The 19,026-nt window shown below is 61.5% G+C and carries 22 protein-coding genes; 15 read left to right on the top strand and 7 right to left on the bottom strand.

Annotated features, from left to right (window positions below; genetic code table 11):
• Nucleotides 1-324 precede the first annotated feature (324 nt).
• From WDM86_03180 to WDM86_03190, 3 genes are all read left to right on the top strand, one after another.
• Nucleotides 325-1,166 (top strand): IS5 family transposase gene (locus tag WDM86_03180; protein MEI9989018.1). Its coding sequence is split into 2 segments (ribosomal slippage): nucleotides 325-712 and nucleotides 712-1,166, totalling 843 coding nucleotides; the frame shifts between segments, so codons are not numbered across the junction.
• A gap of 133 nt (nucleotides 1,167-1,299) precedes the next feature.
• Nucleotides 1,300-1,734, top strand: a complete 435-nt coding sequence (locus WDM86_03185) for a very short patch repair endonuclease (protein MEI9989019.1) — start codon at nucleotides 1,300-1,302, stop codon at nucleotides 1,732-1,734.
• Nucleotides 1,735-1,767: 33 nt separating this feature from the next.
• Nucleotides 1,768-2,714, top strand: a protein-coding gene (locus tag WDM86_03190; GenBank protein ID MEI9989020.1) for an IS630 family transposase whose coding sequence is annotated in 2 segments (ribosomal slippage) — nucleotides 1,768-2,107 and nucleotides 2,107-2,714 — 948 coding nt in all. Because the reading frame shifts where the segments join, the coding sequence is not laid out codon by codon here.
• Between the two features lie 196 nt (nucleotides 2,715-2,910).
• On the opposite strand, the gene WDM86_03195 is transcribed toward WDM86_03190, so the two are convergent.
• Nucleotides 2,911-3,752, bottom strand: a protein-coding gene (locus tag WDM86_03195; protein MEI9989021.1) for an IS5 family transposase whose coding sequence is annotated in 2 segments (ribosomal slippage) — nucleotides 2,911-3,365 and nucleotides 3,365-3,752 — 843 coding nt in all. Because the reading frame shifts where the segments join, the coding sequence is not laid out codon by codon here.
• 135 nt (nucleotides 3,753-3,887) lie between these two features.
• Here WDM86_03195 and WDM86_03200 point away from each other — a divergent pair.
• The 4 genes from WDM86_03200 to WDM86_03215 all read left to right on the top strand — a co-directional run bounded on the left by WDM86_03200 (nucleotide 3,888) and on the right by WDM86_03215 (nucleotide 8,392).
• On the top strand, nucleotides 3,888-4,088 hold the full coding sequence (locus WDM86_03200) for a hypothetical protein (GenBank protein MEI9989022.1): 201 nt from the start codon (nucleotides 3,888-3,890) through the stop codon (nucleotides 4,086-4,088).
• Between the two features lie 61 nt (nucleotides 4,089-4,149).
• Nucleotides 4,150-5,442, top strand: coding sequence for an HlyD family efflux transporter periplasmic adaptor subunit (locus WDM86_03205; protein MEI9989023.1), 1,293 nt, complete (start codon nucleotides 4,150-4,152; stop codon nucleotides 5,440-5,442).
• Nucleotides 5,439-7,571 (top strand): peptidase domain-containing ABC transporter, encoded by a 2,133-nt coding sequence (locus WDM86_03210; GenBank protein MEI9989024.1) that lies wholly within the window; start codon nucleotides 5,439-5,441, stop codon nucleotides 7,569-7,571. Before WDM86_03205 ends, WDM86_03210 begins: the two co-directional genes overlap by 4 nt.
• 8 nt (nucleotides 7,572-7,579) lie before the next feature.
• Nucleotides 7,580-8,392: a Fic family protein gene (locus WDM86_03215; protein ID MEI9989025.1), complete on the top strand. Its 813-nt coding sequence runs from the start codon at nucleotides 7,580-7,582 to the stop codon at nucleotides 8,390-8,392.
• Here the strand turns inward: WDM86_03215 and WDM86_03220 are convergent.
• Entirely contained in the window at nucleotides 8,389-9,144 is a 756-nt protein-coding gene (locus tag WDM86_03220) for a Stf0 family sulfotransferase (GenBank protein ID MEI9989026.1), read from the bottom strand. The two genes, WDM86_03215 and WDM86_03220, sit on opposite strands and share 4 nt — an antisense overlap.
• Before the next feature lie 203 nt (nucleotides 9,145-9,347).
• Here WDM86_03220 and WDM86_03225 point away from each other — a divergent pair, with 203 nt between their 5' ends.
• From WDM86_03225 to WDM86_03235, 3 genes are read left to right on the top strand one after another with little or no spacing between them, the layout of a single operon-like run.
• The gene (locus WDM86_03225) at nucleotides 9,348-9,875 is read left to right on the top strand and encodes a hypothetical protein (GenBank protein MEI9989027.1); all 528 of its coding nucleotides are present in this window, start codon (nucleotides 9,348-9,350) and stop codon (nucleotides 9,873-9,875) included.
• Nucleotides 9,876-9,929: 54 nt separating this feature from the next.
• On the top strand, nucleotides 9,930-10,625 hold the full coding sequence (locus WDM86_03230) for a hypothetical protein (protein MEI9989028.1): 696 nt from the start codon (nucleotides 9,930-9,932) through the stop codon (nucleotides 10,623-10,625).
• Nucleotides 10,588-11,064 (top strand): hypothetical protein, encoded by a 477-nt coding sequence (locus WDM86_03235; protein MEI9989029.1) that lies wholly within the window; start codon nucleotides 10,588-10,590, stop codon nucleotides 11,062-11,064. The genes WDM86_03230 and WDM86_03235 overlap by 38 nt, the downstream gene beginning before the upstream one ends.
• 112 nt (nucleotides 11,065-11,176) lie before the next feature.
• On the opposite strand, the gene WDM86_03240 is transcribed toward WDM86_03235, so the two are convergent.
• Nucleotides 11,177-11,937, bottom strand: a protein-coding gene (locus WDM86_03240) for an IS5 family transposase (GenBank protein MEI9989030.1) whose coding sequence is annotated in 2 segments (ribosomal slippage) — nucleotides 11,177-11,610 and nucleotides 11,610-11,937 — 762 coding nt in all. Because the reading frame shifts where the segments join, the coding sequence is not laid out codon by codon here.
• 135 nt (nucleotides 11,938-12,072) lie between these two features.
• On the opposite strand from WDM86_03240, the gene WDM86_03245 reads away from it, so the two are divergent.
• The 3 genes from WDM86_03245 (at nucleotide 12,073) to WDM86_03255 (ending at nucleotide 14,220) form a co-directional block, all read left to right on the top strand.
• On the top strand, nucleotides 12,073-12,672 hold the full coding sequence (locus WDM86_03245) for a hypothetical protein (protein ID MEI9989031.1): 600 nt from the start codon (nucleotides 12,073-12,075) through the stop codon (nucleotides 12,670-12,672).
• The gene (locus WDM86_03250) at nucleotides 12,672-13,139 is read left to right on the top strand and encodes a hypothetical protein (protein MEI9989032.1); all 468 of its coding nucleotides are present in this window, start codon (nucleotides 12,672-12,674) and stop codon (nucleotides 13,137-13,139) included. Before WDM86_03245 ends, WDM86_03250 begins: the two co-directional genes overlap by 1 nt.
• A 134-nt stretch (nucleotides 13,140-13,273) precedes the next feature.
• Nucleotides 13,274-14,220, top strand: a protein-coding gene (locus WDM86_03255; protein ID MEI9989033.1) for an IS630 family transposase whose coding sequence is annotated in 2 segments (ribosomal slippage) — nucleotides 13,274-13,613 and nucleotides 13,613-14,220 — 948 coding nt in all. Because the reading frame shifts where the segments join, the coding sequence is not laid out codon by codon here.
• A 41-nt stretch (nucleotides 14,221-14,261) separates the two neighbouring features.
• Here WDM86_03255 and WDM86_03260 read toward each other — a convergent pair.
• The 3 genes from WDM86_03260 to WDM86_03270 all read right to left on the bottom strand — a co-directional run bounded on the left by WDM86_03260 (nucleotide 14,262) and on the right by WDM86_03270 (nucleotide 16,126).
• Nucleotides 14,262-15,131 carry an aspartyl protease family protein gene (locus tag WDM86_03260; protein MEI9989034.1) on the bottom strand — a complete coding sequence of 290 codons (870 nt, stop codon included), beginning with the start codon at nucleotides 15,129-15,131 and terminating at the stop codon, nucleotides 14,262-14,264.
• Nucleotides 15,132-15,614: 483 nt separating this feature from the next.
• Nucleotides 15,615-15,836 carry a hypothetical protein gene (locus tag WDM86_03265; protein MEI9989035.1) on the bottom strand — a complete coding sequence of 74 codons (222 nt, stop codon included), beginning with the start codon at nucleotides 15,834-15,836 and terminating at the stop codon, nucleotides 15,615-15,617.
• Nucleotides 15,833-16,126, bottom strand: coding sequence for a hypothetical protein (locus WDM86_03270; protein MEI9989036.1), 294 nt, complete (start codon nucleotides 16,124-16,126; stop codon nucleotides 15,833-15,835). The genes WDM86_03265 and WDM86_03270 overlap by 4 nt, the downstream gene beginning before the upstream one ends.
• Here WDM86_03270 and WDM86_03275 point away from each other — a divergent pair.
• Nucleotides 16,010-16,633 (top strand): UDP-N-acetylglucosamine 2-epimerase, encoded by a 624-nt coding sequence (locus WDM86_03275; protein MEI9989037.1) that lies wholly within the window; start codon nucleotides 16,010-16,012, stop codon nucleotides 16,631-16,633. The genes WDM86_03270 and WDM86_03275 overlap by 117 nt on opposite strands.
• Before the next feature lie 186 nt (nucleotides 16,634-16,819).
• On the opposite strand, the gene WDM86_03280 is transcribed toward WDM86_03275, so the two are convergent.
• Nucleotides 16,820-18,259, bottom strand: coding sequence for an efflux transporter outer membrane subunit (locus WDM86_03280; GenBank protein ID MEI9989038.1), 1,440 nt, complete (start codon nucleotides 18,257-18,259; stop codon nucleotides 16,820-16,822).
• 91 nt (nucleotides 18,260-18,350) lie between these two features.
• Here WDM86_03280 and WDM86_03285 point away from each other — a divergent pair, with 91 nt between their 5' ends.
• Nucleotides 18,351-18,980, top strand: coding sequence for a TetR/AcrR family transcriptional regulator (locus tag WDM86_03285; GenBank protein ID MEI9989039.1), 630 nt, complete (start codon nucleotides 18,351-18,353; stop codon nucleotides 18,978-18,980).
• Nucleotides 18,981-19,026 lie beyond the last annotated feature (46 nt).

Genomic DNA, 19,026 nt, shown 5'->3' on the forward strand with positions numbered 1-19,026 from the left:
CTTGTAAATCGTAGCCGGCTCAACCCCGCGCATTGAATTAGGCGTTGGCCAAGCTTGCCCCACTATACGTCCTGCGGCACGCAATGCGGCAGCTCTCTCTGCGCTCTGGAGCAGAGAAGTCTTCGGATACTGACTCCAATATTGCTGGGGAGCGCGGCGGACCCAGCGTGCAAGTCTCTCTCTCAGCTCAATTTCCACACCGGTCTCAAACGGGTCGACGCGTTGTGCCCGTGCGCCGGTCTAAGAGCCGATCTGGAAAGAAGTTGAGTCGGGTGAATCGGTTGTGATTCCGTTGTGGGTGCTGATTCGCAACAGGAGCACCCGATGTGGAAGCCGGAGCACCGGCTGTCGGCGAGACGCAATGGTCTTCGCTATTCCAGCGACATGACGGATGAGGAATGGTCACTTGCGGCGCCGTTGATACCCCCGGCCAAGCGCGGCGGGCGCAAGCGCACGACGGATGTGCGTGAAGTCTTGAACGCCATTTTCTATGTGCTTTGGACGGGCTGCCAATGGCAGGCGCTGCCGAAGGATTTTCCGCCCAAGAGCACGGTTCACGACTATCTCGAACTGTGGAACTGGGACGGGACGTTGGAGCGCATCCATCACGCGCTCTATGTGGCAGTGCGCGAGAGCCAAGGCCGCGAGGCCAGCCCCACCGCCGCCATCATCGACAGCCAGAGCGCCAAGGGAGCGCTCAAAGGGGGGCTCTGCTCGATCCTTCAGGCTACGACGCGGGCAAGAAGGTCAAGGGCCGCAAGAGGCACATCCTCGTCGATACGCTCGGCCTGTTGCTGAGCGTCGCCGTCCACAGCGCCGACATCCAGGATCGCGACGGCGCAGCGCTGGTCCTCGACAAGCGGACGCGGCGATCGTTTCCCTTCATCGAACGTATCTTCGCCGACGGCGGTTACAACGCCAAAAAGACCGCCGATGCCGTCGCCGCCACCGGAACCTGGGTCATCGAGATCGTCAAGCGCAGCGATGCCCACCGCTTCGTGGTCATGCCAAAACGCTGGATCGTCGAACGCACCCTGGCCTGGATCAGCCGCAACCGACGCCTGGCGCGCGACTTCGAGCGCTACGCCACAACCGTCGCGGCCTTCATCCGCCTCGCCATGATCCGCATCATGCTCAAGCGACTTGCCGCAAATCCCTCAAAATGATTCAGTTCTTTCCGGATCGGCTCTCAGCCAAAACAGGTTGTTCCGCATCCCAATGCCTCCGAATCACGAAGCAACGGAATCATCAACCGATTCAACCGACAATGACTTTTTTGGGTTTCGGCCCTAGTGTTTTATGGCGGATGTTCTCACCACTGAGCAACGACGGCTCAATATGAGCCGCATACGCGGTAAAAACACGAAGCCAGAGATGCTTTTGCGTAAGGCACTTTATTCCAAGGGATTGCGTTTCCGGATTCACCGCAATGATCTTCCAGGCGCGCCGGATATCGTTTTCGCATCTCAGAAAATTGCAGTTTTTGTAGACGGCTGTTTCTGGCACGGGTGCCCAGATCATGCGGTTGAACCGAAAACGAATCGCCTGTTCTGGCGAGACAAAATTGATAAGAACAAAAAAAGGGATGATCGGGCTACTGACGAATTAAGGGCGCTTGGGTGGAAAGTCATACGCATCTGGGAGCATGACATTAAGCAAAGTATTTCTCACGCCGCTAGAGCATCTTCCCTGAAACGCGAGTCGGAAGGGATTCCCGGCTTGTGCGATCTGTGATTCGCTTCATCTGGATTTTGGCAGGAGATTCGGGTGGGCAAGCCCTACAGCATGGATTTACGCGAGCGCGTGATCGCGGCGATTGAAGGCGGGGAGTCGACGGGGGAGGCGGCGAAGCGGTTTGCGATCGGCAAGGCGACGGCGGGGGCCTGGGCGCGGCTGAAGCGGGCGACGGGGGGCGTGAAGCCGCCCCAGCAAGGCAAGCCGAAGGGTTCGGTGCTGGACGCCCATGCAGACTTCATCTTCGAGCTGATCGAGGCTCGGCGCGACATCACGCTGGAGGAGATCGCGGACCGTGTCGCCAGCGAGCGCGGTGTTCGGGTGGTGTCGACGGCGGTGTGGAAGTTCCTCGATCGCCACGCCATGACACACAAAAAAAGACCGCTCATGCCAGCGAACAAGAGCGCGCCGATGTGAAGGCGGCGCGCCGGGCATGGTTCGCGCGCCAGCCCGAACTCGATCCAGCGCACCTGTTCTTCGTCGATGAGAGCGGCCTGTCGACGAAGATGGCGCGGCTGCGCGGCTGGGCGCCCAGAGGTGAGCGCTGTCGGGCATCGGTTCCGCACGGCCATTGGAAGACAACGACCTTCGTCGGCGCGCTGAGCCTGTCGGGCATGGGCGCACCCATGCTGATCGATGGGGCAATGGACGGCGAAGCCTTCCGGGACTGGTGCGAGCAGATGCTGGCGCCGCTCCTGGAGCCGGGCGACAGCGTCATTATGGACAACCTGCCGGCCCACAAGGTCGCCGGCGTGCGCGAAGCCATCGAAGCGACCGGGGCGACGCTGACCTACCTGCCGCCCTACAGTCCCGACTTCAACCCCATCGAGAACGCCTTCTCAAAGCTCAAAGCCCACGTGCGAAAGGCCGCCGCAAGAACCGTCGAAGCCTTGGACGAAGCCGTCGCAACAGCACTGCTGACCTTCAACCCGAGCGAATGCGCAAACTTCTTCGCTCATGCCGGATACGACTTGGATTAATGGGAGTCTGCTCTAGTTCACTTGAACGAGTTGTGCGAGCGAGGAGGAGGAAGACATGACAACGTCTTGGTCGAATCTCCTTACTCAGAGTGATCTCCTTATCGACAAGGTCTACACGGGCGGTCGTAATGGAAATTCGTCCGATGATCCGCTTTCACATCTCACCGGTGTTAGAGCCGATCCGGAAAGAACTGAATCATTTTGAGGGATTTGCGGCAAGTCGCCTGAGCATGATGCGGATCATGGCGAGGCGGATGAAGGCCGCGACGGTTGTGGCGTAGCGCTCGAAGTCGCGCGCCAGGCGTCGGTTGCGGCTGATCCAGGCCAGGGTGCGTTCGACGATCCAGCGTTTTGGCATGACCACGAAGCGGTGGGCATCGCTGCGCTTGACGATCTCGATGACCCAGGTTCCGGTGGCGGCGACGGCATCGGCGGTCTTTTTGGCGTTGTAACCGCCGTCGGCGAAGATACGTTCGATGAAGGGAAACGATCGCCGCGTCCGCTTGTCGAGGACCAGCGCTGCGCCGTCGCGATCCTGGATGTCGGCGCTGTGGACGGCGACGCTCAGCAACAGGCCGAGCGTATCGACGAGGATGTGCCTCTTGCGGCCCTTGACCTTCTTGCCCGCGTCGTAGCCTGAAGGATCGAGCAGAGCCCCCCTTTGAGCGCTCCCTTGGCGCTCTGGCTGTCGATGATGGCGGCGGTGGGGCTGGCCTCGCGGCCTTGGCTCTCGCGCACTGCCACATAGAGCGCGTGATGGATGCGCTCCAACGTCCCGTCCCAGTTCCACAGTTCGAGATAGTCGTGAACCGTGCTCTTGGGCGGAAAATCCTTCGGCAGCGCCTGCCATTGGCAGCCCGTCCAAAGCACATAGAAAATGGCGTTCAAGACTTCACGCACATCCGTCGTGCGCTTGCGCCCGCCGCGCTTGGCCGGGGGTATCAACGGCGCCGCAAGTGACCATTCCTCATCCGTCATGTCGCTGGAATAGCGAAGACCATTGCGTCTCGCCGACAGCCGGTGCTCCGGCTTCCACATCGGGTGCTCCTGTTGCGAATCAGCACCCACAACGGAATCACAACCGATTCACCCGACTCAACTTCTTTCCAGATCGGCTCTTAGCGCGCGGGATCGGAACGAAGCGCCACCGGCGTGAGACTTTCGAAGTCTCACATGAGACTTGGGGCCGGCATGCCCGTCACTCGCCATCGCATCCTTGAACATCGCGGACCGTCCGGCGACGGCTGGATGCGCCAGTTCGCCCTCACGGGCGGCGATGTCGAGGCCTTCGTGCGCTACATCGCGATGGACCATGGCCACAACTACAAGCCTGCGCTGGCGCCGCGTGGGCCGCAAAGTGTTAGTTTAATATAAGACATAGTACTCGATTCATTTGAATTGCAGAAGAAGTGTCTTTTGTGGTTAATTGTTTGTGATGAGCCAATCAGATGGTGGTTCCGACGAGATTGGCGCCGTTGCACCAATTAACTTGTTTCGCCCTGAGGCGCTGCAGGCAAGATCAGCTTCGCTGGATGGCGATGTCATCATACCTTCAAGCAAATTCATCAGGATCGCGTCTGGGGCATTGTTCGCAATACTTCTGCTGATCGCCGTCAGTCTTTGCTTCGTACAGTTCTCCCGCGTGCAACAAGTTCCAGGCTGGTTGACCACAACGCGGGGCCTTGTGCTCGTGCAGCCCTTCCGGGCCGGCGTCGTGGAGTCCGTGCGGGTCGCCGAAGGACAGTTGGTGAAGCCCGGCGATGTCCTCGCGACGGTGCGGATCGAGGAAATGCAACCCGATATCGGCGGGACCCCGCAGGTGGCATCCCTTGCGTATATCGCGCAACAGGATGGGTGGCTGAAACAGCAAATCGATATTACGGCGCAGCAGACGGAAGAAGATCGCAAGCGGTTGCAGGACCAGATTTCGATGCTGCATCTCGAGATCGCGGATCTGGATGCGCAGATCGTTCAGCAGCAGGTGGTTGCAGCGGTCGCCCATCAGGACGCCGACGCGGGCAAGAGCCTGGCCGAACAGGGCTACCTGCCGCAGCGCGAAGCGAGCAACCGGCAGAGCGCGTGGGCGGTTACAGTCCGTGACCTGGCAGCCTTGCGCGAACGGCGCGCCGCGCTGGGAGAGCAGATGTCGGCGGCTGAAAACGCCTTGGGCAAGCTGGATACCGACAAGGCTTCGAAGATCGCCGATCTTCAAGGCAGCCGCGCTGCGCTCCTGCAACACCGTGCCGAAACACAGGGCGAAAGGCTGTATGCGCTTACGGCGCCGATAGCGGGCCGTGTCTCGAACCTCAGTGCCCGGCCCGGCTACCCGGCCGATACCAAGCGTCCGCTGCTCGCCATTGTGCCGCAAGGCGCGGCGCTCGAGGCGGAGTTGTTCGTTCCTTCGAGTGCTGCGGCGTTCATTCGGCCGTCGCAGGAGGTACGACTGCTTTTCGACGCCTTTCCCTTCGAACGGTTTGGCAGTCAGGCCGGCCATATCAAGATCATCTCGGGAAATGCCATCTTGCCGACAGACGTGGCGGCGCCCGTCGAGATCAAGGAGCCCGTATATCTCGCCTCCGTCACGCTGGACCAGCAGGCGGTCCAGGCTTTCGGCTCGCGTGTTCCCTTGCAGCCCGGGATGACGCTGCGCGCCGACGTGATACTGGAACATCGCTCGCTGTTCGAATGGATTTTCGAGCCGTTGTTTGCCGTCAAGGGGCGACTGTGACCGGCGCGGCAGATCTCTTGCGGACGTTCTCCAACCGCAAGCTTCCTTTGATCCTTCAAACGGAAGTGACGGAATGCGGCCTTGCCTGCCTGGCAATGATCGCTGGCTATCATGGACTGAACGTCGATTTGACGGCGCTGCGACGGCGGTTTTCGGTATCCCTCAAGGGAACCTCGCTCAAAAGCCTTATGACGATCGCCGATGCGTTGGGCTTCTCGTCGCGCGCGGTCAGACTTGAAATCTCCGAATTGTCGTCCTTCCAATCGCCCGTGATTTTGCATTGGCATATGAGCCACTTTGTGGTTTTGAAAGGCCGTTCGGGAGACCGCTGGGTCATTCACGACCCGGTGGCTGGCGTCAAAAAATTGAGCGCTGCCGAGATGTCCGCCGCATTCACCGGCGTCGCTCTCGAGTTGACGCCCGCAGTCAATTTTCAGGAAACGCCGAAAATTCCGGGCATCAAGCTCACACAGCTATGGACGCGGATGGTCGGACTCGGCCAATCGCTTACCCAGGCGTTGATGCTCACTTTCGTTTTGCAGGCCTGGGTCATCGGCAGTCCGCTTTTTCTCCAGATTGCCATAGACGACGTCCTGCCCCGCAGCGACATGCCGCTGCTCAGCGTTCTGCTGGTCGCATTTGCGTCCTTCGCCATCATCAACGCCGTGGCATCCGGCGTCCGGCAATTGCTTTTTTTGGTCGTGGGAAACCTGCTCAGTTTTCAAATCGCGTCGAACGTCGCCAAGCATCTGCTGAGGCTGCCCATCTCCTATTTCGAGCGGCGCCATGCCGGCGACATTATTTCTCGCTTCGGCAGCATCCTGCCGATCCAGAACGTCCTCACGAGCGGACTTATCGATGGTGCGATCGGTGGGCTCATGGCGCTCATCCTGTTGATTTTGATGCTCGTCTACAATCCATGGCTCGCGCTGATCGCGGTGGTGGCCGTCGGATTGATCGCCATCGCGCGGCTTTCGTCGTTTCAGGCGATGAAGCGCAGAAATGACAGCTCCATCGTCGCGCAGGCAAAACAGGACACCTACCTGCTTGAAACCGTACGGGGCATATCCACGCTGCGCCTGTTTGCTGCGGAGATTCCACGTCATGCCGCGTGGCAGGCGAAAATGGTGGACGTTACGAATGCCCGCATCGGATATGGCCGGCTGCAGGCTTTTTACAACGCCTCGAACGAGGCGCTGGTTGGCCTGGAACTCGTCATCAGTGGCTATGTCGCCGTGCGCCTTTCGCTCGATGGCGGATTTTCCGTCGGCATGCTGTTCGCGTACATGGCTTACAAGGGCCAGTTCATATCCAAGGCAAACACGCTTCTCGACCGCTGGATGGATTATCGGATGCTCGACCTTTATCTGCGGCGGCTGGGCGATATTGCTCTCAGTCCCGCCGACCCGGCTCTCGCCAGGCCGACGGCATACGAGCGCTTGACGCCACTCGAAGGCTCGCTGGAGTTGCGCGGCATCTCCTACCGGTATGGCGAAGGCGAGCCTATGGTTCTGCGTGATCTCGATTTCACGGTGGCGCCGGGCGAGCATGTGGCGATCATCGGCCCGAGCGGCGGCGGCAAGACCACGCTCATGAAGATAATGGTCGGGCTGCTGCGGCCCGACCAGGGGCTGATCCTGATCGACGGTGAGCCCGTCGATCAGTTCGGTCAGCGCGAATTCCGCCGCCAGATCGCGGCCGTGATGCAGGAGGACCGTCTTTTCGCCGGCTCGATCGCCGACAATGTTGCCTTGTTCGATCCGCAGCCCGATATGGCGCTGCTGCAGCATTGCGCCCAGCTCGCCGGCATTCATGTCGAAATACAGAAAATGCCGATGCGCTATGAAACGCTCGTGGGAGACATGGGCAGCTCGCTTTCGGGTGGGCAAAAGCAGCGCGTCCTTCTCGCGAGGGCGCTATATCGCAAGCCCAGGATGTTGTTCATGGACGAGGGGACTTCGCATTTGGACCCGCTGAACGAAGCGTCCGTGAACAAGGCCATATCGGAACTGGGCATAACACGGATCGTCATCGCGCACCGGCATGAGACGATAAGGCATGCCGATCGCGTCCTGCTGCTGGCCGATGGACGCATCGCCAGCCAGCGGGTGCGCGCGGTCAAGCCGTAGAGACCGCGGTGAGCGGGCCGGCCAAAACGTTGCGGTATGGGCGCAAGATCGCACCGCTCTTTCCGATTCCCGCTCTCGATTCCATCTCGCGGGCTGGGCGCGGATTGTTGGAGCAGATCGACTGCCTTGCCGGCTCGGCGCGCGAGTCGGACATGCATTTCATCTTGCAATGGCTTGCAAAAGACCCCGCGAACAATCCGCGCACGCAGCCTTTGCCGGTTGCCGTCCTGCGGCACGATCTGTCCGAGTATTTCATGGCGCTGTCGCCGCCGAAATCGCGCCCCGCGCGATCTTTGGCCGAAATCGGCGCACTGTCGGCCTTGTCGACAAGCGCCCGCGAGCTCTTCACAAAAACGCCGGACGGGATGCAGCAGGCCGTCGTGCGGATTGCGGGGACAGTTTCCGGTGACGATGCCGCATTGCGCTCGGGTCCGGTGCGCACGACACAAGACCTCGCAGGAAATTATGTTCTTTACCCGCCAGCAGCGGACGTTCCCGCCCGGCTCGACGCGCTCGGACTGTTCCTTGAGCGTTATGGAACGTGCGCGCCGTCCTTTGCCGCGATGGTGGTGATGAACGGAATTTGCAATTGCCATCCCATCGCCGACGGCAATGGGCGGGTTTCGCGCATTGTGTTCAACGCGATACTGCGAGAACGAGCCGGGACGCGCTTCTATCTGCCCCTGTACGAGCTGGCCGCGCTCTCCGACGGCGGCTTCACCATCCGCCAGCGGCAGGCGCAATACCGCGGCGACTGGGATCCTCTTATCGCCTATTTGTTCGACGCGGCGCGCATCGTGCTTTGCCGCGGGGATCGCTAGATACTGGCGGCTGCCGCGCTTTGCGCGTGGGCCTCTTTGCGATAACGGGCGAGCCATTCGCGATTGATGGCGTCCGACTGTACATCCGTGCCGGGAATATCGAGCCTGGCGTCGGCGGATACTGCGACGCCGATATGGGCGGCGACCCGCTCAATGGTCCCGGCAGGGTCCTTTCTCACTTCGCCATATTCCAGGCGCAAGGGACAGGCGTTCGTTAGATTGAAGATCCGTTCCCACGTTGCTTCCTGGTTGTCGATCATTCCAAGGCAGCGGCTGATCGCTTCAAAGCTGTACTCCGGCGCGCGCTCGGGCTCGACGCCGGCAAACCAGATTCGGGTCTGCATCGCGCGCGCGTAAGAAACAGCCTGCGCGAGCTTGTCGCCGCGGACGAGATAGATCACGTGCGCGGGCGCCAGATGCGGCAGCAGCTGCGGAAATCGCCGGCTGATGTTGAGAAAATTCATCGCGAACGACTTGTAGCCGAACACCCCGTTCGGCCCCGTTCGCCGGGCCTGCACCTCCGACCAGTAGCGCAGGATGTCGCCGCCCCCCAAACGCCCCGTGATGGCGCCGATGTTGCCGACGTTTATATATTCGAGCGGCGACCCGAGTACGCCGCTGCGCCACAGCTCGATGGACAAATGTGTGCTGCCCGATCGCGGCAGTGTCGCAATCGTATAGGAAATATCCGGCGCCTCCGTTCTCAATGGAAAGTCGAACTCGTCACTATAAAGGCGGCCGATGACGTGCATGTGCTGTCTCATTTCTGCAATCTTCGTACGAAGCGCGAGTGTTGCGGCCGGGCACAAGAATAGAATAGCGAACGACGAAGTGGAAAGTTCGATATTGTTCTGATGACCGGTTGTCAGAAAAATAATGAGATTTCAGTGAGAGAATTCTTGATCGCGTATTCTTTGAGTCTTATCTTAGCGACAGACGATCGGCAGGCTGAAACATGCGTGGATTGACGCCGGAAGAATTGGAGCTCGTCGCAGGTGGTTATGACACTGCATATACAAACGTCACCGGGACGGGGGGCGTAAGCGAGCAAGACGATCCCTTTGCATTGTCGTTGTCGGTCGGTGCGCTGCACGGCACTGGGTACGGCGATACCGTTGCCCATGCTGCGCCCGCCCATTATGCCGTCGTCAACAATCCGGCAATGACTTTCGACAACCTCGACCATGTGGAAGCCGGCGTATCAGCGATGACGACGAGGGATGCCGCGGATTCTCATTTGCGACCGGGCGAAATGGACGAAATCGGCGCCAATGCGGGGAACCATGCCGTTGAGCAAAACCTGGTGGTGTTGACGATCGAGGATTCGGCTGGCGTTGCGCATAGCTATTCGTACGCGCCGGAGTCCTATTATCGAAGTTTGAATCCGATGATGACGGCAGCCGCCGCGCATTTGAGCGCTGATGGCGAGACCAGCGCCTCGGTTTCGCCGTCGCGTGGTGTGATATCTGCGCAGTCTGGCTGAATTGAATCGTCAATGGCTTGGTGAAGAAGCGGAATAAAATCACGGAGATATCAAATGCGCGCATTGACCAGGGAAGAACTGGAACTTGTAGCGGGTGGTGACGGGACGACCGGGTCGGGCCCGACCGAAACGGTCACCGTGACAGGGACGTACGATCCTTATGGCGGAGACGGCGGCGGCTTCGACCCGGGTGGCGACGGTGGTGGTGGCGGCGGCGGCAACCCGGGCGATCCTCCGCCGCAGAACACCTTCGAAGGGCAGCATTGCGCGGTCAACGCGATTAAGGACGACATCGCCCAACAGTCGGACCACACGTCAGCGGAGCATCTCGGGATCGTCTATCACGACAGCACCGGCTACCACACGAGTCCGACCTTCACCGGAAACGGATCGCAGGCCTCTCTGACATCCCTGTTCACATGGATGACCGACAATGGCGTTGCCTTCAGCGAGGTCACGGATTTTTACCACAACCATGATCAGGCCCAATATGGCCAGGATTCCGCGACGGCGGAGGTGAATCGCTATCCATCGGGTACGACGGCGCTGGGCGGCCAGGATTGGAATACCGCGGATTATTTCGTCGCGCATGGCGCTGATGCCAGTGTTTTCACCATGACCGTTGAGGATACAAATGGGGTCGCGCGCGATTTCGCCTATTCGCAGGAGTCGACTTACAAGGGATTGTCGCTTGGTCAGCTGGAGGCGGGACATGATCTGCCAACGGCTGATGCGCCTTGCGGCGGTTGATCCCATGCATCGTCTCAAGAGTGTGGCTATAGGGCTGGTGGCGGCAGGCATGCTTGCCGCCCCAGCGCTGGCGGGTGCGGCGCCGAATGTCATGGTGGACGGCGGCAGCCATGCGCCAAGCCGAACGCAAAAGTCGCTCGTCTTCGAATGCGATGGGCAGCGATATGCCATTGCTCTGGATATGCACCCGGCGCGGCAAGACGTGCGTCTGGTTCGCCTCGACGTGGCCGGCCGCGCCTTATCGTCCGGCGACCGCGCCAAGGTCCAGGCGGCGCTGGATAGGTTTTTCGTGGTGTACGAGATTGGACTGCGCTGCGGTGATAAGGACGATTTCTATATCAACGGGCCGCCGCGCTTCAGCGGCACGACGCCGGCGGCCGGAAACTTGGGTCTCGTCCTCAGGTTTAACGACGGTCACCTAGTTTCTGTCATTGAATAGGGTTGGCGTTTTAAGGCGCAGCTTTCAACTTTCTTTGGATTTCATAACTGCAACACCGGAGTTAGGGGTCGCACAATGCGCGCTTTGACACGAGAAGAACTAGGGTCCAGACTCATAAAGTCCACCACACGATAGCAGCGACGAGGCATACGGAGGCTAGGAAGTTTCTGGCGAGCCTGTCGTAGCGTGTGGCGATGCGCCTGAAGTCCTTGAGGCGGCAGAAGGCGTTCTCGATCTTGTGTCGCTGCTTGTAGGATTTTCTGTCGAAGCTGAAGGGCTGCTTGCGGTTCGATCTGTTGGGCACGACGGGTTTTGTGCCGCGCGCCGTCAGCCATAATCGCAGTTCTTCGCTGTCATAGGCTTTGTCGCCGAGCAGCTTCCTGGCGATCTTGCTTCGGCGGATGAGACGCTGGGCTGGCGGGCAATCGTGCGCCTGGCCGCCGGTCAGGAGGATGGAAAGAAGACGGCCCTTAGCATCTGCGATTGCGTGGATTTTCGTGTTTCGCCCGCCGCGCGAGCGGCCGATCGCCAGCTTAAGCTCCCCCTTTTTGCGCCCGAGGCCGAGCGGTGGGCTTTGACATGCGTCGAGTCGATCATCTGGGTATCGGTGGATCGTCCGCGCTCCGCCAATTTGCGGAACAGCCGCTCCCAGATGCCGCGCTCGGCCCAGCGCACGAAGCGATTGTAGATTGTCGTATGGGGGCCGTATTCCGGCGGGCAGTCGCACCACCGGCAGCCGCTCTTCAAGACATGTAGGATGCCGCTGATTACGCGACGGTCGTCCACACGATCTTTGCCGCGCACGTCCGTCGGCAAGTGCGGCGCGATCCGAAGCCATTGCTCGTCGCTCAGCCAAAACAGGTTGTTCCGCATCCCAATGCCTCCGAATCACGAAGCAACGGAATCATCAACCGATTCAACCGACAATGACTTTTTTGGGTTTCGGCCCTAGAACTGGTGGCCGGGGGCGACGGGACAACGGGATCGGGTCCGACCGAAACGGTGACCGTGACGGGGACGTACGACCCTTATGGCGGAGACGGCGGCGGCTTCGACCCGGGCGGCGATGGCGGCGGCGGTGGTGGAAGCGGGGGCTCTGGAGACGACGGTCATCCGGGGGGAGTTGCGCTGGATCATGAAGACTGCAAGGCCAATCACATCGCGGCGGATATAAAATCGCAGGGCGATTACGCCGGCTCCGCCGACCAGCATGCGGCGCATGAGTTCGGCAGCCTCCTGTATCTGGATCCGGACGGCAATCTGCAGTCGACGACACTGTCGGAAAGTCCGGCAAGCCTGACCGAGCATCTGTCGATTTCCGGCGGCATTCCGGCCGGGTCCACGATTGTCGGCATCATTCACGATCATCCCGCCGCAGCGGGCACGGATGAAAGCGAGCCGAGCGCCTACGACTGGGGTCAGGTGCGGAGCCTGGAAGACACCAGTTCAAGCGGCTTGCTGGCGCAGCTCGGGCTGCACGACATCAACGTCGACCCCAACCTCGAAGAATACATTTTGGACGACAAGTCGGGGCAGCTCTTCCGGTACGATATGAGTCAGATAGACGACACCACGCACCCGGGCACGGCGGTCGCGCCATGCGGCTAATGCTGCGCGGTCTCGCCGCGATGGTGCTGATCGCTTCGCCGGCGCTTGGCCAAAATCGGATCGTGACGATGCAGACGTCCGAGCCGTCGCCTGCACAGGGCGCGCACCAAATCGCCGCGGGCTTATGTGATGGCGAGACTGTTTCGGTTCTTGTGCAACCAAGAGGGCAGGATATCGACGGGAAAATCGTTTTCCAGATCGGGCGGCACACGGCCGAGGTACCGCGGGACAGCGCGTTCTCGTCCGATCTCACCAGTCCGCGCCGTATCTTCCGCCTGGTATTGCGGTGTACCGATGACTGGGACCCGCACATCGAACTCGGCTGCATCGGCGCGGAATTCGACCGCGACGGAACGATGCGCGCCTTTCGCCTGAAGGCCGAAGTGTCGTCCAAAGGCATCATCGAGCAATACTCGGGCCTGGACTACAGGGATCCGGCGGAGTTTGGGCATGGCTTGTCTGATTGAGTGCAGGCCAAGTTTTATGCCCGGCAGTTGCGAGAAGGCGCGCTAGAGCATCTTCCCTGAAACGCGAGTCGGAAGGGATTCCCGGCTTGTGCGATCTGTGATTCGCTTCATCTGGATTTTGGCAGGAGATTCGGGTGGGCAAGCCCTACAGCATGGATTTACGCGAGCGCGTGATCGCGGCGATTGAAGGCGGGGAGTCGACGGGGGAGGCGGCGAAGCGGTTTGCGATCGGCAAGGCGACGGCGGGGGCCTGGGCGCGGCTGAAGCGGGCGACGGGGGGCGTGAAGCCGCCCCAGCAAGGCAAGCCGAAGGGTTCGGTGCTGGACGCCCATGCAGACTTCATCTTCGAGCTGATCGAGGCTCGGCGCGACATCACGCTGGAGGAGATCGCGGACCGTGTCGCCAGCGAGCGCGGTGTTCGGGTGGTGTCGACGGCGGTGTGGAAGTTCCTCGATCGCCACGCCATGACACACAAAAAAAGACCGCTCATGCCAGCGAACAAGAGCGCGCCGATGTGAAGGCGGCGCGCCGGGCATGGTTCGCGCGCCAGCCCGAACTCGATCCAGCGCACCTGTTCTTCGTCGATGAGAGCGGCCTGTCGACGAAGATGGCGCGGCTGCGCGGCTGGGCGCCCAGAGGTGAGCGCTGTCGGGCATCGGTTCCGCACGGCCATTGGAAGACAACGACCTTCGTCGGCGCGCTGAGCCTGTCGGGCATGGGCGCACCCATGCTGATCGATGGGGCAATGGACGGCGAAGCCTTCCGGGACTGGTGCGAGCAGATGCTGGCGCCGCTCCTGGAGCCGGGCGACAGCGTCATTATGGACAACCTGCCGGCCCACAAGGTCGCCGGCGTGCGCGAAGCCATCGAAGCGACCGGGGCGACGCTGACCTACCTGCCGCCCTACAGTCCCGACTTCAACCCCATCGAGAACGCCTTCTCAAAGCTCAAAGCCCACGTGCGAAAGGCCGCCGCAAGAACCGTCGAAGCCTTGGACGAAGCCGTCGCAACAGCACTGCTGACCTTCAACCCGAGCGAATGCGCAAACTTCTTCGCTCATGCCGGATACGACTTGGATTAATGGGTGTCTGCTCTAGAACCACGATATGAACTTGCACGCCTTCAACGCGCCGGCGCGATATAGAGCGTCTGCGTGTTCGCTGCCATGAACAGCCGGAACATCTTCAGCGTGTTCATTCCGATGATAAGGCGCGGCTGGCGCGGTCCCGGCTTGCTCGAGAGGCGGACAGGCACGCTGCCCAAGTCAAGACTTCCCAGATGCAGAGACTTCAGCACCAGAAGGTCGTTTCCGCGCGCATCGGGTTTTGAGTCGACGGCGTCCTCCCGCCAACCCAGGGCAGTGCGCGCATCGTCCTGGTTCATATGCGTGATGCTGCTTCCCGTATCAATCAGGACCTCGATGGGCCGTCCGTCTGCGTCGGCCGATGAGAGAATGTGACCGAAGGCGTCGCGATGAATGGGAACGGCGGAATAGCCGGCATCGTCCGGGAGCGGCGGCGGGCTGGAACAACTGCCCCCCGCGAACAATGCCAGTTTTCCGAGCGCAAAATCGAAGGCCAAGTCGGAGCTGGCAAAAACGTCGAGTGCGAGGGTGCCGGCGTCGCTCGCCGGCACCACGCCGTCTGGAATGACAAGAAAGTGGAGATCGGATACTGCAAGACCGCCAAACGACAGCTTCTTGACGATCGCGCTTTCGCGGATCGCAACGCCGTGCGCCGTCAGCGCAAGGCGCGGTGGCAACGGGCGTCGCGCAAGCGCCAGCTGATCGCTGACGGTCCGGGTCAGCATGCTTGCGGCGCCGCCGGTATCGATGAGCATGGTCTCGGGGTGATCGTTGATGGTTGCAGCAACGGTCGGACCGCCAGCCGGATCCATGCCGAGATCGAGCACCGCCAGCTTTTCGCACTCGCCTTCGGCCGCAAGAGGACTAAAAATCACAAGACATATGCAGAGCGCAATCGGGATTCTCATGGTTTGGAGCCTCTGCCGATGCGACGCGGAGATTATACAGCGCCAGATTAGTTCAGGCTGCAAAAAAAAGTCTTTCGACGCTCGTGCCGCTTCGGGAATCTTGAGCAGATTTTCGCCGCCAGGAATTCACCTACGGCGTCGACGATAACCGACGCCGCCTTGGTCTGAGCCGCGGGAAGTTGGGGCGAATATGCTCTTGCGAATAGCTTTTATTGCGGAGCAAATTTCAGGCAAAAAGCCCGCTGTACCATTCCGTTTCCCAAAAACTCCGAACCTCCACTTGCCTTCGCGAATGAGGCCGATTGCGGCGGCATTGGGCGCGTGCCCGGTCTCCGGCCCTTCGGCAGAGACCCGCAGATCAGGGAATTTACGCGCCGCCCGGCCGCCAGTCTCCATCCCCAGATGGGAGACCTCCGCTTCGGCCCGTACTGGAGGTCGGAGTTTATGCCTGCTCGGGCTGATCGATCGAACGGTGCTCCCCCCTCAAGCAAGAATATCAGGGATAAAAACAGGGAAGATTCTCCGTTGAGCGCAAATTCGGTCCGCCGGCGTGTCCGGAAAGCGCGATTCCATGGGCACGTGTTCGATTTTTGTGCCTGAAATCGCGTTGGTGAAAACAGGGAACGCGCGGCGCGCATCCAGTTCGGCGGCGGTCCGCAAGGTGATGGCATTGTCGAAGATGGACGGTGCTGTACCGGTTCTCACAATCTGAGCGCCACGCCAACGCCGACCGCGATCTGATAGATCACCGCGGTGATGTCCTTGAGGATCGCTAGAGTCTCGGGGGGCTCTTCGGGCAGCACGATGATGCGATCGCCGGCGCGCACCGGCGTCGAGACGCCCAAAACGGTCTCGCCGCTCGCCCGCTGCACGATGACATGACTCGTATCGCCGCGCGCCGTCACGCCGCCGGCGAGTTCGAGATAGTCCGAGGCCGAGAGCTTCTCGTCCCACACCACGGCCTGGGGAATGGTCACCTCGCCCGTGACGTCCACCAGATCGGTTCGCGGCGGAATGACGATGACGTCGAAGCTCTGCGCACACTATCGGAGCGTGGCGATGTCGAAATCGTCTACCCGGTCCACCTCAATCCCAATGTCGCCGGCCCGGTGCGGAAGATACTGGGCGGTCTCGCCAACGTTCATCGTATCGCGCCGCAAGGTTACATCGCCTTCGTCCATCTGATGAAGAGCTGCGATTTGATCCTGACCGACTCGGATGGCGTTCAGGAGGAGGCACCGTCCCTGAACAAGCCGGTGCTGGTGATGCGCGGCATGACCGAGCGTCCCGAAGCCGTCGAGGTCGGCACTGCGCGTCTCGTCGGCGCGATCCGCGAGAAAATCGTGGAGGGGGGGCATGGCCTGCTCGACGACGCCGGTGCGGCGCGCCGGATGACCGGCGTCGCCAATCCCTATGGGGATGGCCACGCGGCGGCGCGCATCGTGCGGTCGCTGCTCGACACGGTGGCAGTGCACCCGGGTCAGCGTGCTCGTTCTTGCTGACATGCGTGGCGAAAGCGGTCTTGCCGCTCTCGACATTGGGCGCGGTCAGGATGGTTTCGGTGATAAAAAACTGCGGTTCGGTCTGGCGGCGGGGCCGGGTTCCAGAAGCATTCGAACTGCTCCGCCGCAAAGCCGATTACAGATCCAGACAAACACTCCCAACCGGAGCGCGGTGAACAGTTGCTCCTATCCCTGCCAACCACCGCCCAAAGCGCGAAAAGACGAAACCGCCGCACGCGCCGCGTCCGATTGGGCAGTAACACGCGCATCGCGCGCTTGAAGCAGCTGACCGGTGGATTGCAGCACGTCGATCAAGCTGACGACTCCGCGCGCCTGTGCCGCACGAAGACTCTGGAGCTCCCGGTCGAGCGAACCTTCGCTCGACTCAAGCAGGCGTGCCCGCTCCTGATTCTTGGCCAGCGATGTGAAGGCATTCTCCACGTCGGACGTGGCTTGGAGTACCGAAAGTCGATAAGCGGCCAAGGCTTCGGCATAGCGCCCATGTGCCGTGGCGACTTCGGAATCGACGCGACCGAAATCGAACAGGCGCCAGCGCACGCCCGCAATCGCCTGTGCCTGTGCCGCGCCGGAACCGAACAGGCTCGCCGCCGATGCGCTCGAAAAGCCGAGAAGCGCGGAAATCGAGAAGTGCGGGTAATATTCGGCAATCGCGGCGCCGATCCGTGCGCTGGCGGCGGCGAGCCTGCGCTCGGCGACGATGATGTCCGGGCGGCGGCGCAGCAGGCTTACAGGACCCTCCGCGTCCACAATGGCGGGCGGGGCAGGGATGGGGGAAGGCGCGGCGAGCGCCGCATGCCAGCTTCCCGGCGCTGCTCCCATCAGCACCTCGAGCGCATTGGTGGCCGTCTCGAGCGACGATTCGAGCACCGGGACTTGGGCGGAGACAGTGCTGCAGACGCTTTCGGCCTGGTGCAGGCTGGCGCCGGCGATGACGCCGCGCGAGAATTGCTGGCGCACAAGGTTCAACAAATGCTCCTGCGTCGCCAGTTCCTCGTGCGCGACGGTCAGGCGCGCTTGCAGCGTGCGCACGAGGATGTAGATGTCGGCTGCCTCGGCGACCACCTCGACGCGCGCTGCGGCCGAACCGGCATCGGCGGCTTGGTAGTCCGCCAGCGCCGCCTGCCGGTCTCGCCGCAGGCCACCGAAAATATCGGCCTCCCAGCTCACGCTGCCATCGACGTCGTAGAGATTGCCGTCACGGTCGACGCCGAGGGCTTGCTCGATTTGTCCAATAGGAGTCTCCACCGATTGATGGGCAGCCGCCGCCGAAGCATCGAACGCGCCGCTCGGCAGCAACGCCGCACGGGCGACGTCCGCGGCGGCGCGCGCCTGGCGGACACGCGCGACGGCTTGCGCGAGATCGAGATTCTCGGCGAGCGCCTGGTCAATCACCTTATCGAGCATCGGATCGCCGAATGCGCGCCACCAGGAAGCGAGGTCGGCTTGCGGCGCCGCTGCGGGCGGCAGGCCGGCGGTGGCGCGGAAGCTGGCAGCCATCAGGGGATGCGGTGGCGTATAATCCGGACCGACCGCGCAACCGCTCAACACGATGCCGGCGGCGAGCAGGACGGTGAACCGCATTGAGCGTGCCAGAAGGTTCGGCATGTGGGGCTCCTCCGTGGGCGCGCGGGACGAGTGACGAAAATACATATCCGTCACTATCCGTCAATCGGGAAACTGGTGTAGGAAAAGAAGCATGGACAGCGTCACCGACAAGCGGCGCCCCAAGCGGACCGGGCAGCGCGGGCCCGTCGAGCATCAGCGGCGCGAGCAGATCATCCGCGCGGCCGAGCAGCACATCCACCAGGTCGGCTATCGCCGCACCTCGGTCGTCGATCTCGCGCGCGCGATCGGCTTCTCGACGGCCTATATCTACAAATTCTTCGATTCGAAGCGGGCGATCGGCGAGGCGATCTGCGCGATGACGCTGGGCGGGATCGACGAGGCGCTCTGGGCGATCGCCGAAGGGCCCGGCTCGGCCGAGACGCGGCTCGGGCAGATATATAAAGCGCTGGCAGAGCAGGGGCGCGCGCTGTTCTTCAACGATCGCCAGCTTCACGAAATCACGCTGGTCGCCGTGGAGGAGAATTGGAGCTCGGTCGGTGAGCATGTCGAGGCGCTGCGGCAGATCATCCGCCGCATCGTGCTCGATGGGCGCGAGGCCGGCGAATTCGAGCGCAAGACGCCGATCGACGAAGTATCCGGCGCCATCCTCCAGACGATGGCGCCTTTCTCCCATCCGATGCTTCTCCAGGCCAGGCTGGATCATCTGGAGGAGAGTGCCGGCGCCGTGGCGCGGCTGGTGCTGCGCAGCCTGGCGCCGTGACGTCGCAGCCTGAGAGTGACGGATTGACTGGATCGTCACTGAGTGA

Source organism: Rhizomicrobium sp., from assembly GCA_037200045.1.
In the GTDB taxonomy this organism is placed as follows: domain Bacteria; phylum Pseudomonadota; class Alphaproteobacteria; order Micropepsales; family Micropepsaceae; genus Rhizomicrobium.